Raw genomic sequence first — 14,322 nt, forward strand, 5'->3', positions numbered from 1 at the left:
CAACGGCAATTCGGTATTTTGTCAGATAGAAGGACGGCGCTTAATCGCCGCCCGGGAGGAGGAAGATAGATGCTGTACAAAGAAAAGCTGCGCACGGGCACGCGCGACGAGATTGTAGATATCACCCGTCAGGTCGCCTCGCTCGTCGGCCGCTCGGGCGTGCAGGAGGGCCTCGCCGTCATCTATTGTCCGCATACGACCGCGGGTATCGCGATCAACGAGAACGCGGACCCGGACGTGAAGCGCGATGTGCTGATGCGGCTGGACGAGGTATACCCGTGGACGCATCCGAAGTACCGGCACGGCGAGGGCAACACGGCGTCCCACCTGAAGGCGATCACGACCGGCACCTCGCAGACGGTCATCGTGAGCGGCGGCAAGCTGCTGCTCGGCCGCTGGCAGGGCATCTACTTCTGCGAATTCGACGGACCGCGCGACCGCGAGTATGTCGTCAAGGTCATTCAAGGCTAACGAAAACAGCGCAGCGAAGCAGCCCGCCTGCTCGCAGACGGGCTGCTTCGCTGTGTCCTGGTACGCACTATGCGGAACATGCCGCACCGCTTCGGCAGCTCTCTAGCCCTCCGTATAATATTGCGTCTCGCCTCGCGTCACGATGCCCTGGCCCTGCGTCAGATCGATCATCCAGGCTTCGAAGCGGTCGGCGTCCGGCTCCTCCGGCAGGCACAGCACGCGCACCCGATCCGTGAAGGCAACGTCGCCCACCTTTACGCCTCTTCCGCGAAGCTCGTTTTCCAGCTTGCCGTACCACGTATAGTCCACATCGACCGCGATCTCCCGATGCAGCACGCGCACGATCGGCGCCGCCGCGTCGATGCCGGCCACGGCCCCGTCCGTGTAGGCGCGCACGAGCCCGCCCGCGCCGAGCATGATGCCGCCGAAGTATCGCGTCACGACGACAACCGTATTTTTCAAGCCGCGGTTTTTAATGACCTCGAGGATCGGCCTGCCGGCCGTGCCGCTCGGCTCCCCGTCGTCGAGCGCCTTCTGCCACTGGTCGCGCTCTCCGATCGAGTAGGCCGAGCAGTTGTGCGTGGCGTTCCAATGCCGCTTTTTGATCTCCTCGATGAAAGCGACCGCCTCTTCCTCCGACTCCGCAGGCTTCGCATGTCCGATGAAGCGCGATTTTTTGATGACGATCTCTTGCTCTCCGTACCCCGCTACGGTGGCGTATCGCGCCAGCATGCTAATACTTCCCTTCAACTCGCCGCTATTTTTGTCCTCTCAGTTTACCATGACCGCCGCAAACGAAAAACCGCCCTGGACGCTTGGTCCGGTGGCGGCTCTCGCTTGCAGATTGGCGATGGCAATTACAGACGCGCTTCAAGCTCCTTTTTCTTCTCCTCGAAGCCGGGCTTGCCGAGCAGCGCGAACATGTTGACTTTGTAGGCCTCGACGCCGGGCTGATCGAACGGGTTGACGCCCAGCAGATAGCCGCTGACGCCGCAGGCGATCTCGAAGAAGTAGACGAGCTGGCCGAAGCTGTGCGGCGTCATGTCGGGCAGCTGCACGACCAGGTTCGGCACATTGCCGTCCGTATGCGCCAGAATCGTACCCTCGAACGCCTTTTTGTTGACGAAGTCGAGCGTCTTGCCGGTCAGGAAGTTGAGGCCGTCCAGGTTGTCCGCGTCGCTCTTGATCTCGATCTGCTCGGCCACCTCGCCGACCTGCAGCACCGTCTCGAAGATGATGCGGTTGCCCTCTTGGATGAACTGCCCCATCGAGTGCAGATCCGTGGAGAAGTCGACGGAAGCCGGATAGATGCCTTTGTAATCCTTGCCTTCGCTCTCGCCGTACAGCTGCTTCCACCATTCGGATACGAAATGCAGGCTCGGCTCGTAATTGACGAGAATCTCGACCGTCTTGCCCTTGCGGTACAGCGCGTTGCGGATGGCGGCGTACTGGTAGGCCGGGTTCTCCGCGAGATTCGGATTGTTCAGCGCCGTGGCCGCATCCTGCGCGCCCTTCATGATCGCCTCGATGTCGATGCCGGCCGTCGCGATCGGCAGCAGGCCGACCGCCGTCAGCACCGAGTAGCGTCCGCCCACGTCATCGGGAATGACGAACGACTCGTAGCCCTCGGCGTTCGCCAGCGTCTTGAGCGCGCCGCGCGCCTTGTCCGTCGTCGCGTAGATGCGCTTCTTGGCCGCTTCCTTGCCGTACTTCGCCTCGAGCGCTTCGCGGAAGATGCGGAAGGCGATCGCAGGCTCGGTCGTCGTGCCCGACTTGGAGATGACGTTGATCGACCAGTCCTTGCCCTCGAGCGCCTGCAGCAGATGCGTCACGTACGTCGAGCTGATATTGTTGCCGGCAAAGAAAATCTGCGGCGTCTTGCGCTGTTCCTTGGACAAGGTATTGTAAAAGGAGTGCGACAGCATCTCGATGGCCGCGCGGGCGCCCAGGTACGAGCCGCCGATGCCGATAACGACGAGCGCCTCCGAATCGGACTGGATCTGCTTGGCCGCAGCCTGGATGCGTGCGAACTCCTCCTTGTCGTAATCGAAGGGCAGGTTGATCCAGCCCAGATAGTCCGAGCCCGTCCCCGTACCGTTGTGCAGCTGCTCATGCGCCAGCTTCACGGCCGGTGCCAGATAGTCGATCTCATGCTGCCCGATGAACTGCAGCGCTTTGGAATAATCGAGAGAAATACTCTTTGACATTGCGTATAGCCCCTTTCAGATTCGATCGTTCGCGTCCGGTAGGCACGTAGCTTTAGAATAACCAAAATTCGCCTTCGGTACAAGCAACCGGACCCGGGGCTAAAAGCAACGAAGCGGGCGCTCAGCGCCTATGAGAACGACCGGTGCGCAGGCCATGAGCCTTGCAGCTTGCGCAGCTGGATGATCTGGCCGACATGGTAGGCTTCATGCCGGATGATGCTGTCCGCGTACATCCATGCCCTCGTCTTCGGAATGGGCTGCTCCAGCGCCTCGTCGCTCCGTTCGGCCAGCGCTTCGCGTACGGCAAGATGCGTATCCTCGAGCAGGCGGACCGCCTCCTCCCAGGACGGGCTGCCGAGCGCCGCCGCCTCGAAGGTGTCGTCGTTGGTCAGTTCGTCCGAACCGGCAGGCTGCGGTTCGCCCCGCAGCTCGCGCAGCAGGCGTTGCTTGTAATACAGCAGGTGATGCACGGTCTGCCGGATCGAATTGACCGCCTCGCCGGCCGGCTTCCAATCCGCCTGGCCCTCGCTTACGCCGCTGAGGGCGTTTTTGAGCGGCGGATACCAGTCATCCTGATCGTATCCGACATCGTAACTGTGCAGAAGCAGTTCGCGTTTGCTCATCATCAGGCTTCCCTTCCTAGTTAAAATGACGCAGTCGGGGAAGCTCCGCTAAGAGCATCCCCGCTGCGCCAAGCTTACCCCGCGGCGAGCAAATCGAAACGCTGCTCGCATCTGCGTGCATCAAAGGCCGCTTGAGCAAAGGATTATCCCTTTGCCCAAGCGGCCTTGCGTTAAGCGGTTAGATAACTGGCGGCAGTCCAACGATCAGACGCGCTTCAACCGCCACGTCGCACTCTGGAAGTCGCCGTGCAGATCGTCGATCACAAGGCCCGCGAACATGAGCTGGTCGCCGCCGAATACGCCCTCGACGCCGTCGACCTCGTAGTCCGCCTTCGGGTCGAGTCCGGCCAAGCGCAGCCATTCGATCGGCGCATTAGGCTGCGCCAATACGCGGAAATATGCGACGAACGCCTCGGACTTGTCCGCGGACACGATCATCCACGCCGTATCGTTGCCCTCGAACGGACTTTTCAGACGATACAGGTCCCCGAATTGCACCAACTCGCGCAGTTCCTTGTAGGCGGCAACCTGCGCGGCCACCTCAACCTGCTCCTCGTCCGTAAACTTGGTCAGATCCAGCTCGTAGCCGAAGTTGCCCGACATCGCCACGTCGCCGCGCATCTTGAGCGAGGCCATCCGGTGCACCTGATGGTTCGGCACCGCCGATACATGCGCGCCCATCGAGCTGATCGGGTAGACAAGGCTCGTGCCGTATTGAATCTTGAGCCGGCAGACGGCGTCCGAGTTGTCGCTTGTCCACGTCTGCGGCATATAGTGGAGCATGCCCGGATCGAACCGTCCGCCCCCGCCGGAGCAGCTCTCGAACAAAATATGCGGGAAACGCGAGGTGATCGTCTCGAGCACCCGGTACAGGCCGAGCATGTAGCGATGCGCCGTCTCGCGCTGACGCTCCGGCGGCAGCAGCGCGGAGCCGATCTCCGTCATGTTGCGGTTCATGTCCCACTTGACGTAGGCGATCGGCGCGGACGCCAGCACCCCGCCGACCGTGTCGATAATATAGTCGCACACGTCCTGGCGCGACAGATCGAGGATAAGCTGACGGCGGCCCTGCGTCCTGCGGCGGCCCTCGACGTGCAGACACCAGTCCGGATGCGCGCGGTACAGATCGCTGTCCGGGGAGATCATCTCCGGTTCGAACCAGAGCCCGAACTGGAGACCGTGAGCGTTCACCCTTTTCGCCAGATCGTCCAGCCCCTGCGGCAGCTTGTTCAGGTCGACCTTCCAGTCGCCCAGCGATGTCGTGTCGTCGTTGCGGCGGCCGAACCAGCCGTCGTCCAGCACGAACAGCTCGATGCCGAGCCGGCTGCCCGCCTCCGCGATCGCCGCGATCTTGTCCGCGTTGAAGTCGAAGTAGGTCGCCTCCCAATTGTTCACGAGCACCGGACGCGTGCGGTCCCGGAATTCGCCGCGGCACAGGCGGGTGCGATACAAGCGGTGATACGTGCGGCTCATGCCGCCGAGACCCTCATTCGAATATACGAGCACCGCTTCGGGCGCCTGGAACGACTGGCCCGGATCAAGCTGCCATTCGAAGTCGAACGGATTGAGGCCGATCGATACACGCGTCGTATGGAATTGATCCACCTCGGCGGACGCGGCGAAGCTGCCGCTGTATACGAGGCTGAAGCCGTAGGCGTCGCCCTGCTCTTCGCCGGCACCCGGCGATACGAGCGCCACGAACGGGTTGTGCTGGTGCGAGCTGGAGCCGCGGCGGCTCTCGATGCCCTGCTGGCCCTGCACGAGCGCCCGGCGCGAGATATGCCGCTCGTTCGCCCAGGCGCCGTTCAGATGCACCAGCTCGAAGCCGTCGCGATTGAAGTCCACGCTGGCGCTGAGCGCCCGCCGGATGCGCACCGGCTGTCCGCTCTCGTTGACGTACCGCACCGAGCGGGCGATCGCGTCAGAATCGCGGAACGTCGTATAGCTCAGCACGGCGAGCATGCCGGAATGCGCGTCGTGCAGCGTCAGCTCCAGCGTCTGTGTCTCGTCGTCGGACTCGGTGTAAGTCGACGGCAAGCCTTCAAGCTTGGGCTTGCCCGCAAATATCCGGTGATCGCGATATACCAGCTCGGCGACCGTCGTGCCGTCCGCGAGCGTGAATTGATAGGCCGGGTTGCGGAAGTCTCCCGAGCCGTAGCCCGGATATTCCTGAGGCAGCGCATCCAGCGACAGGCGCGACTTGTCCGGATCGGGTGTCGGAGAGAAGCTTGCGCGCTCGCGCAGCGTCAGGCCGCCCGGCCAGGAAGCGCTCCTGAGCCCAGACCCCCAGTACACATGCGCGGGATACTGCCCCTCGACTATCGTCAATATGTAGCTCGTATTCGGCGTCCGCAGATGAAAGGTCTGACGCTCGTTGTCGAATGTAATCGTCATATGAGCCTCCTCGGAATGATAATTGCTATCCCGTTAGCATACCGGAATCGAACACTCGGATACATGGAATAAAGACGCTTATATATGTTTTTATGTGGGGGGCGGCGGCTTCTGTCGATTTCTGCCCGGCGGCGCTTTTCACGGGCCTGCGCTTTGCCTATAATGAAAGAATCTGGTTATTCGACTGTGGAGGGAAACCAAACATGCCAACGATCGCATTTATCGGACTGGGTACGATGGGCGGGCCGATGGCCGCCAACCTGCTTCGCAAGTCCTACGCCGTCACCGTATACAACCGGACGCCCGGCAAGGCGGGCGAGCTGCTCGAGCTCGGCGCGGAGGAAGCGGCCACGCCGCTGGCCGCCGCGCGCGGCGCGGACGTCGTCATCACAATGATCAGCAACGACGCCGCCGTCGAAGAAGTGTATTACGGCACCGAAGGCGTGTTCGCGGGACTGAAGCCGGGCACGGTGCTGATCGACAGCAGTACCGTGTCACCCGCGCTTGCGCGCAGGCTCGCGAGAGATGCCGCCGACGCATTCTGCGACTTCCTCGACGCGCCCGTGACGGGCAGCAAGCCGGCGGCCATCGACGGCACGCTGCTGTTCATGGTCGGCGGCGACGCGCAGATCGTGCGCGAGCAGCAGCCTTTGCTGCTGGCGATGGGGCGCGAGGTGCTGTACATGGGACCGAGCGGCAGCGGCGCGGCAGCCAAGCTCGCCCACAATACGATCGTCGGCATCAACGCAGCCGGACTTGTCGAGGGCATGGCGCTCGCGGCCAAGGCGGGGATCGACGCCTCCGCTTTCCTGCAGGTCGTGCAGGGCGGCGGCGCTGCGAGCAAGCAGGCCGAGCTCAAAGGCCGCAAAATTATCGAGCACGACTTCGGCGTGCAATTCTCGCTGGCGCTCATGCTCAAGGATCTGAAGCTCTCGTCCGTGCTGAGCGACGGGCTCGGCGTGCCGACGCCGATGCTTGAGGCGTCCAAGAGCCTGTTCCAGGCGGGAGCGTCTGCGGGCTACGGAGAAGAGGATCTGGCGGCGCTGGCCAAGCTGTACGAGCAATGGATCGGCGGGCGGATCGGGCGGGAACCTGGCGCGGCCGAACAGACATCGGCGACGGCCGAATCAGTCGAGACGGCCGACGAGGCTGCGGAGTCGGACCGGCGCAGGCAGAAGCGCGTCGCCCTGAACATCCCGCTCATGATCTCCATTTATCAATGGGAGCAGGCGGGATCGTTCGCCGGACAGAGCGTGGACGCCGTGCTGAGCGACGTGTCCGAGGACGGCCTTCAGGTAGCGACGTCCATCCCGCTCGAGAAGGACATGTTCATCGTCATCCATTTCCAGCAGGAGACGAGCCTGCCGCCGATGACGGCGCGCATCATCCGGATCGAACGCAAGGACGGGCTGTTCCACTACGGCTGCCTGCTGTCCGGACTTGCCCTGTATCAGCGCCTGCAGCTGAAGGAGTACATCGAGTCGCACGGTTAGGGATCGGTATTCGGCAGCACAAGTCAACGGAAAAACCTGCAAATATGCAGGCTTTAGACACGCCGCCAATTCATACACCCCAAAGCCTGCAAATATGCAGGCTTTAGACACGCCGCCGATCCATACACCCCAAAACCTGCAATTATGCAGGCTTTAGGTCCGACAGGCTACTGTTATCCGCGCTGCGCGCCTAAAAGGATGCACGATTGCAGGTTTTTGCTCCAAAATCGTGCGATTCGGCCGAAAAAGATGTATGGATGCAGGCTTTAAGTTGACGGACGCGATGAACCCGATCTCCAGGCGCCGGAGCTGACCGGCCTAGCCCCAGACAACAACCAGAAAAACTGCAAAAAATGCAGGCTTTAACTGGACGCACTGAACCCCGAATTGCAATAAGAAAAACCGTCAGGGAAGATCGCCCTGACGGTCCTTTTAGGTTTGGAAAATATCCGAAATGTGGTATTCATATCCGTGAACGCTTTTATAATGCTCTGGGTACATCGTTCCCCCACAGGATTCACACGTGAATTGGGGCGGTACCGACGGATCCCCCCCTTCCATTCGGTCAAAGTTACGTACCACCTTTAACGGAATGAGTTCCGCTTCCCGACAGCTTAGGCATAGGTATTTAACTTGCCCGTTCGTAAGCGGATTGGGCTTTTTCTTTTTGTCTGGCTTTCGTTTCTTCGATATCGGTGAGATGGTTAATCATCCTCTCCAAACAGGCATGCGTCGTCCGGCAACGGGCATACTTCACCCGTAGCTCCCCTTCTTGTAGACACACTTCTCCCTTATATTCATAGTAGCACTCGCATCGCTGGCAGATCAGCGGGTCTTTCCCCGTCGTTTGCTTCACTCTCTCCCGCCAATTTCTTCGCTTGAGCGCACGCTGTATCCTTACTGCCCATTTTCGGCTCACTTGCTGCCACGCCTTCATCCTCTTCTTGCTATACCCTTTCGTTCGCCGCGAATAGATCCCATAATAGCGGATCGTTTTAAATTGCTCGTCCGGGATATGCCGGATCAGCCGCGTAATGAATTCTTCCACCGTGATTCGCTCGTTCTTCTCTTCTCCGCTCGTCTTGTCATGGTAGCTAAACTCCACATATTCCCCGTCGTACTCCTTGATTCGGTGTACCGCGATAGCCGATCGCCGGATATACCGACCGATATAGCCTAACTGCTGCCGAACGGCTCCACGCTGTTTCGGCGCATGCACATAGAAGCCCTCGCCGTTGGCCGTGTAAGCTTTCTGCAAGCGACCTTGTACTCGTTTCTTCTCTTCCTCCGACAACTGACGCCGAATGAGCTTGAGTACCACCGTCTGCCACTGTTTGCGCAGCATCTCAAACGGGATGTAGTCGTACGTCACCCACTCTCCGTTCTTCTTCATCCCTCCCATCGTCACCAGCATGTGTACATGCGGATTAAAGTTCAGTCTTGACCCAAACGTATGTAAACCCGCGATGATTCCCGGCGTCACCTTCCGCTTCTTCTGAAAATACGCCTGCACCACTCGCACCGCTTCATCCATGTAGCTCTTCAGCAAATCACGGTGTACCAAAAAGACATCCCACAGCCCCTCGTCAATCGTAAATACCACGTGACGATGATGGACCTGCAGCACGTCATCTAACAATAGTCGGCTCCATTCCTCCGTCTCTCCGCAGGAGCAGGTCGTGCAGAATCGCCCCTTGCAACGATACGGCACCATTTTCAGATCGTGACAGCCCTCGTACACCATCAGCTTGAAGCCGTTCCGCGGGTCTCCGCATTTCCGGAACTTCTCCACTTCTTTTAACACGCAGGTACGGACTCGAGATCTGTTCTTTTCCACAAATCGTTCCCAATGTCGGTTCTCATCGAAAAAGATCCGCTTTAAGATATTCGCTTCCATATCGCTATTTTACCCATTCAGCCTAAAAACCGAAAGCGATATACTTTCTTTAATGTAAATAAAAGCCTTCGCAGCCATTTTCATGACGGCGAAGGCTTTTTGTGGCGCATTCGTAAATCAGGCGTCCAGGTACGAGCAGACGTAGTCCGCGACCTGCGTCACCTTCAGCTTGAACTTGGCGTTGGCAGGCACGGTGAATTCGCCGGTGCCGGAGATCGAGATCCACTCTTCGCTGCCCGGCAGCTGTACGGTCAGCTCGCCGGCCAGAATCTCCATGACTTCCTTCTGGTCCGTGCCGAACTCGTATTCGCCCGGCAGCATGATGCCGAGCGTCTTGCGGGTGCCGTCGGCGAACTTGACGGTACGGCTCGTGACCTTGCCGTCAAAGTAGATGTTCGCTTGCTTGACGACGCTGACTTGATCGAATTGGGACATGAATGAGAGCCTCCTAATATGAAAAAACTTGTATCTCGTTGCGGCGCGGAGCTGCATTGCCTTTGCAATGCGCTAACGCGCGCCGGCCGAAAGAGAGCCGGCCGCCCGCAAAGGGGGGCCGGCATCTCGGCGGCGGTTAGACGCCTTGAATCGTCGCAGCCGCTGCACAACAGCAATCGCAAGCGCGCGGTGTGCTTTAGATCAGCTTGCGGAACTGCGCCACGACGTTGTCGACCGTGAAGCCGTATTCCTTGATGACGCGGTCGCCCGGTGCGGAAGCGCCGAAGGTGCTGATGCCGAGCACGGCGCCGCCGTCTCCGACATAGCGCTCCCAGCCGAAAGGCGAAGCCATCTCGATCGCCAGGCGCGCCTTGAGGCCCTTCGGCAGCACGCTCTCGCGATACTCGGCGGACTGGGCTTCGAACAGATCCCAGCTCGGCAGGCTGACGACGCGGACATGAACGCCCTGCTCGGCGAGCGCCTTCTGGGAGGCGACGGCGAGCTGGACTTCGGAGCCGGTCGCGATCAGGATGCCCTGCGCTTCGCCGGCTGCCTCGGACAGCACGTAGCCGCCCTTCTTGATGCCTTCGCGGGCGTGCTCGGCCGTGCCTTCGAGAATCGGCAGGTTCTGGCGCGTCAGCACGAGCGCGACCGGGTTGCCGGTATTCTCAAGCGCATAGGCCCATGCTGCGGATGTCTCGTTGCCGTCGCCGGGGCGCAGCACGGTCAGGCCGGGAATGACGCGAATCGACGCGAGCTGCTCGATCGGCTCGTGCGTCGGTCCGTCTTCGCCGACGGCGATGGAATCGTGGGTCAGCACGTAGACGACGGGCTGGCCCATGATCGAGGCCAGGCGGACGGCCGGACGCAGGTAGTCCGTGAACACGAAGAACGTGCCGCCGTACACGCGCAGGCCGCCATGCAGCGAGATGCCGTTCATCGCCGCAGCCATGCCGAACTCGCGCACGCCGAAGTAGATATTGCGGCCGCTGTAGTCCTTGGCGCTGTAGACCGGCAGGCCCTTCAGATGCGTCATCGTGGAGCTTTCCAGGTCGGCGGAGCCGCCGACGAGGTTCGGCACGTTTTTGGCGAGGCCGTTCAAGGCGTTGCCCGATGCGACACGCGTCGAGAGCGGCTTGTCCTCCGTCGTGTACTTCGGCAGGTCGGCGTCCCAGCCTTGCGGCAGCTTGCGCGCCAGCGCGTCCTCGAACTGCTGCGCCAGCTCGGGGTGAGCCGCCTTGTACTTGGCGAACTGCTCTTCCCAGGCGGCATACGCCTGCTCGCCGCGGCTCTTGACCTCGGCGAAGTGCGCGCGCACCTCGTCAGGCACGAAGAAATCGGGGTGATCCCATTCGTAGAACGCCTTCGTCAGCTTGGATTCTTCCGTGCCGAGCGGCGAGCCGTGCGGGCCAGCGTGGCCGCCCTTGCCGCCCTTGTTCGGCGAGCCGTAGCCGATGACCGTCTTCACTTCGATCAGCGTCGGCTTGCTCGTCTCGGCCTGCGCCTCGGCGAGCGCCTTGGCGAGCGCCGCCAGATCGTTGCCGTCCTCGACGCGCAGCACTTGCCAGCCGTAGCCGTCGAAGCGCTTCGCGACCGATTCGGAGAAGGACAGGGACAGCTCGCCGTCCAGCGAGATGTCGTTCGAATCGTACAGCACGACCAGCTTGCCAAGCTGCAGGTGGCCGGCCAGCGACGCGGACTCCGAGGAGATGCCTTCGGACAGGTCGCCGTCGCCGCAGATCGAATAGGTGAAGTGGTTGATCAGCTCATACCCTTCGCGGTTGTATGTAGCCGACAGCTGCGCCTCCGCCATCGCCATGCCGACGGCCATCGCGATGCCTTGGCCGAGCGGTCCTGTCGTCGCGTCGACGCCTGCAGTGTGGCCGAATTCCGGGTGACCCGGCGTTTTGGAGCCCCACTGGCGGAAGTTCTGCAGCTCTTCGATCGGCAGATCGTAGCCGGAGAGATGCAGCAGCGAGTATAGGAGCATGGAGCCGTGACCGGCGGACAGCACGAAGCGGTCGCGATCGATCCAGCTCGGCTGCGAAGGATTGTGCTTCATCGTTTTCGCGAACAGCTGGTACCCCATCGGCGCCGCGCCCATCGGCATGCCGGGATGTCCGGATTTTGCTTTTTCGATCGCGTCGATCGCGAGCGTACGGATCGTCGTCACGGATAGCTGTTCAATCGTCTTGGCGTTTGCTGTCATATGGAAACGACCTCCTTTATCTGCATTGCGTTGTTATGGTGCATTAGTCCGTTAAACCGGCGCAGTTCGACCTTGCCTATTGTACCATGGGGGTTGTCCGTTTTCCATAACGCTTGTACGGACAAGTCCGGCTCCGCCTCTGATCCCAAAGTCTCCCCGGTTATCGTCCTCATCGCTCTGCCGCTTTATCCATGGTGAGGAGGGCCGATCGCCCGGCCCTGCTCAGCATTAGATAAAAGCAACCGTCTTGTTCTGGTACACGACGAGACGGTCCTCGATATGCCACTTCACGGCTCTCGCCAATACGATGCGTTCGATATGGCGGCCCATGCGCCGCAGCTCGTCCACATTGTTGCGATGGCTGACCCGCTGCACGTCCTGCTCGATGATCGGGCCCGCGTCCAGCTCGGCGGTCACATAATGCGCCGTCGCGCCGATCAGCTTGACGCCGCGGTCGTACGCCTGGTGGTACGGCTTGCCCCCGACGAAGGCGGGCAGGAAGGAATGGTGGATGTTGATGATCCGGTTCGTGAAGTGCTCGATGAACTTCGGCGTGATGATCTGCATGTATCTGGCGAGGATCACCAGGTCCACCTTGCCGGCGGTCAGCTCCAACTGGCGCTTCTCGGCATCGGCCTTCGTCTCCGGCGTGACCGGGATGTGGTGGAACGGTATGCCGAACGACTCGACGAGCCCGCGCATATCGTTGTGATTGCTGATGACCATGCTGATCTCGGCGTCGAGATCGCCGGCCTGCCATTGCCAGAGCAGCTCGAGCAGGCAATGGTCCTCGCGGGACACGAAGATCGCGAGGCGCTTGCGCCGGACGGCGCGGTAGACGCTCCACCGCATCTCGAAGCGGTCGGCGATGCGCGCGAAGTCCTCCTGCAGGACGGGCAGGTTGTGCTCCAGATTGGCGAGATCGAAGGCGATGCGCATGAAAAACATGCCGCTCTCCGGATCGGTCGTATATTGATCCGACTGCAAGATGTTCGCGCCTTGCTCATACAAAAATTGCGATACGGCGGCGACGATTCCCGGCCGGTCGGGGCAGGAGATCAGCATTCTGGCGCGGTTCGCGTTTTCTTCGCGGCCTTTGCTGTCCTGCGGTTGGTAGACGTTCTGGGTCATGACGGTTTCCTCTGCCTCTCTATCGGATACTTCTCTTCCTTATACTTTAGCCAGCCATTCCCTGCCCGCCAGATAAGCCGTCAGGCGTTGGTTGACGGCTTCCTCGCTATAGTCGGCAGACAGCACGCGATGCTCCATCGCCAGATCGTACAGACGCTCCAGCGGCTCGCGCGGGTCTGCCTTGCGTGCCTTGGCGTCCGACTTCAGCACTTCCCAGGTGTTCAGGACGAAGGCTCTGTGATCGATGTCCTGCTTGCCGAAGAAGTGGTGCAGGCGCTCGACGTCTTCGAGGAACTCTCCGCCGAAGCGCAGGTCGACGTCGCCGCGCAGCAGCGCGATCTCCGCCTCGTACATCGGACGTTCCTTGCCGGCTTTTTTGCCGATCCAAGGCGTCTCGAGAATAAAAGGCTTGCCGGACAGCGCAGGATGGCCGACTAAATTGTTGATCGCATCGTAACCGATCCAGCCCGAGCCGATCGGCGTATGGCGGTCCTTGCCCGCTCCGCGCGGGTTCTTGCTGTCGTTCAGATGGATGACCGCGATGCGATCGAGGCCGACCGTCTCGTCGAACGACTTCAGCACGCCGTCCAGATCGTCCACGATATCGTAGCCCGCATCATGAATGTGGCATGTATCGAGACAGATCGTGAGCCTGTCGTTGTCGCGAACGCGCTCGATGATGGCGGCCAGCTCCTCGAAGCTGCGGCCGATCTCCGTGCCTTTGCCCGCCATCGTCTCAAGCGCAATGTTCACGTTCGTATGCTTGGTCGCTTCCAGCACCTCGTTGAGTCCTTCCGCGATACGCGCGATGCCGTACTCCGGATCCTTCTCCGTGTACGCGCCCGGGTGAAGCACGATGTTGTTCACGCCGATCGCGTCCGTCCGTCGCACTTCCTCCTGCAGGAAGTTCACCGCCAGCTCGAACGTATCTTCCTTATAAGAACCGAGATTGACAATGTACGGCGCATGCACGACAATCTCGCCGATTCCCGCCTCCGCCATCGCTTCCTTGCCCTCGGGAATATACAAGCTCTCGATAGGCTTGCGCCTCGTATTCTGCGGTGCCCCCGTATAAATCATGAACGAGCTAGAGCCGTAGGACTTGGCCTCGTCCGTCGCCGTCAGCAACCCCTTGTCCGAGAAAGACACATGGGAACCGATCTTCAGCATGGCTATACTCCCCTCCGTCTGCGGCACCCGTCATTGCCCGGGCCCGTCCTATGAAATCAAAACCTATTGTAGCGCGAACAATGAAATAAATCTAGGAGACAAGAGATGGGGATCGCACGGGACAGACATGGGGAAATGCGGTATAATTCCGGTAACGAGGTGACAAAGTCTGAAATCAAGAGTGAAAGCAGGCAGTAAGGAAAAAGAGCATGACAAATAAGACGTGAAAAACACGACTTTTTTGAAAGGATGTATGAGATTTTGGTGCAGATCAGGTGGCTTCAGGCATCAC

General features: G+C 60.5%; 11 protein-coding genes and 1 pseudogene. 3 read left to right on the top strand and 9 right to left on the bottom strand.

What is annotated here, in order from left to right:
* Positions 1 to 69 precede the first annotated feature (69 nt).
* Positions 70 to 471 (top strand): secondary thiamine-phosphate synthase enzyme YjbQ, encoded by a 402-nt coding sequence (locus VQ071_RS26575; RefSeq protein ID WP_340517536.1) that lies wholly within the window; start codon positions 70 to 72, stop codon positions 469 to 471.
* A 102-nt stretch (positions 472 to 573) separates the two neighbouring features.
* Here VQ071_RS26575 and VQ071_RS26580 read toward each other — a convergent pair whose 3' ends face one another.
* From VQ071_RS26580 to VQ071_RS26595, 4 genes are all read right to left on the bottom strand, one after another.
* Entirely contained in the window at positions 574 to 1,203 is a 630-nt protein-coding gene (locus tag VQ071_RS26580; RefSeq protein ID WP_340517538.1) for a YigZ family protein, read from the bottom strand.
* 125 nt (positions 1,204 to 1,328) lie between these two features.
* Positions 1,329 to 2,678 carry a glucose-6-phosphate isomerase gene (locus VQ071_RS26585; protein WP_340517540.1) on the bottom strand — a complete coding sequence of 450 codons (1,350 nt, stop codon included), beginning with the start codon at positions 2,676 to 2,678 and terminating at the stop codon, positions 1,329 to 1,331.
* A 128-nt stretch (positions 2,679 to 2,806) separates the two neighbouring features.
* Complete coding sequence (locus VQ071_RS26590; protein WP_340517542.1) at positions 2,807 to 3,301, bottom strand: DinB family protein; 495 nt, start codon at positions 3,299 to 3,301, stop codon at positions 2,807 to 2,809.
* Between the two features lie 204 nt (positions 3,302 to 3,505).
* The gene (locus VQ071_RS26595; RefSeq protein ID WP_340517544.1) at positions 3,506 to 5,695 is read right to left on the bottom strand and encodes an alpha-galactosidase; all 2,190 of its coding nucleotides are present in this window, start codon (positions 5,693 to 5,695) and stop codon (positions 3,506 to 3,508) included.
* A 203-nt stretch (positions 5,696 to 5,898) separates the two neighbouring features.
* Between VQ071_RS26595 and VQ071_RS26600 the strand changes: the two are divergent.
* Together VQ071_RS26600 and VQ071_RS26605 are read left to right on the top strand one after the other, a co-directional pair.
* A pseudogene (locus VQ071_RS26600) lies at positions 5,899 to 6,789 on the top strand (NAD(P)-dependent oxidoreductase); the annotation flags it as partial.
* On the top strand, positions 6,775 to 7,188 hold the full coding sequence (locus VQ071_RS26605; protein WP_340517562.1) for a PilZ domain-containing protein: 414 nt from the start codon (positions 6,775 to 6,777) through the stop codon (positions 7,186 to 7,188). The pseudogene VQ071_RS26600 and the gene VQ071_RS26605, both read left to right, overlap by 15 nt.
* Positions 7,189 to 7,816: 628 nt before the next feature.
* On the opposite strand, the gene VQ071_RS26610 is transcribed toward VQ071_RS26605, so the two are convergent.
* From VQ071_RS26610 to VQ071_RS26630, 5 genes are all read right to left on the bottom strand, one after another.
* Positions 7,817 to 9,085 carry an IS91 family transposase gene (locus VQ071_RS26610; RefSeq protein ID WP_340517545.1) on the bottom strand — a complete coding sequence of 423 codons (1,269 nt, stop codon included), beginning with the start codon at positions 9,083 to 9,085 and terminating at the stop codon, positions 7,817 to 7,819.
* 117 nt (positions 9,086 to 9,202) lie between these two features.
* Positions 9,203 to 9,520, bottom strand: a complete 318-nt coding sequence (ppnP, locus tag VQ071_RS26615) for a pyrimidine/purine nucleoside phosphorylase (RefSeq protein ID WP_090114161.1) — start codon at positions 9,518 to 9,520, stop codon at positions 9,203 to 9,205.
* Positions 9,521 to 9,716: 196 nt separating this feature from the next.
* Complete coding sequence (tkt, locus tag VQ071_RS26620) at positions 9,717 to 11,729, bottom strand: transketolase (RefSeq protein ID WP_340517548.1); 2,013 nt, start codon at positions 11,727 to 11,729, stop codon at positions 9,717 to 9,719.
* 228 nt (positions 11,730 to 11,957) lie between these two features.
* Positions 11,958 to 12,860, bottom strand: coding sequence for a formyltetrahydrofolate deformylase (purU, locus tag VQ071_RS26625; RefSeq protein ID WP_340517550.1), 903 nt, complete (start codon positions 12,858 to 12,860; stop codon positions 11,958 to 11,960).
* A 39-nt stretch (positions 12,861 to 12,899) separates the two neighbouring features.
* On the bottom strand, positions 12,900 to 14,030 hold the full coding sequence (locus tag VQ071_RS26630; RefSeq protein WP_340517552.1) for a deoxyribonuclease IV: 1,131 nt from the start codon (positions 14,028 to 14,030) through the stop codon (positions 12,900 to 12,902).
* Between the last annotated feature and the right edge of the window lie 292 nt (positions 14,031 to 14,322).

The organism is Cohnella sp. 56 (assembly GCF_037963805.1).
Lineage (GTDB): Bacteria > Bacillota > Bacilli > Paenibacillales > Paenibacillaceae > Cohnella.

Excerpts from the sequence above, each read along its gene's own strand:
- VQ071_RS26575 (WP_340517536.1), top strand. The coding sequence starts at position 70 with ATGCTGTACAAAGAAAAGCTGCGCACGGGCACGCGCGACGAGATTGTA.
- VQ071_RS26580 (WP_340517538.1), bottom strand. The coding sequence starts at position 1,203 with ATGCTGGCGCGATACGCCACCGTAGCGGGGTACGGAGAGCAAGAGATC.
- VQ071_RS26585 (WP_340517540.1), bottom strand. The coding sequence starts at position 2,678 with ATGTCAAAGAGTATTTCTCTCGATTATTCCAAAGCGCTGCAGTTCATC.
- VQ071_RS26590 (WP_340517542.1), bottom strand. The coding sequence starts at position 3,301 with ATGAGCAAACGCGAACTGCTTCTGCACAGTTACGATGTCGGATACGAT.
- VQ071_RS26595 (WP_340517544.1), bottom strand. The coding sequence starts at position 5,695 with ATGACGATTACATTCGACAACGAGCGTCAGACCTTTCATCTGCGGACG.
- VQ071_RS26610 (WP_340517545.1), bottom strand. The coding sequence starts at position 9,085 with ATGGAAGCGAATATCTTAAAGCGGATCTTTTTCGATGAGAACCGACAT.
- ppnP (WP_090114161.1), bottom strand. The coding sequence starts at position 9,520 with ATGTCCCAATTCGATCAAGTCAGCGTCGTCAAGCAAGCGAACATCTAC.
- tkt (WP_340517548.1), bottom strand. The coding sequence starts at position 11,729 with ATGACAGCAAACGCCAAGACGATTGAACAGCTATCCGTGACGACGATC.
- purU (WP_340517550.1), bottom strand. The coding sequence starts at position 12,860 with ATGACCCAGAACGTCTACCAACCGCAGGACAGCAAAGGCCGCGAAGAA.
- VQ071_RS26630 (WP_340517552.1), bottom strand. The coding sequence starts at position 14,030 with ATGCTGAAGATCGGTTCCCATGTGTCTTTCTCGGACAAGGGGTTGCTG.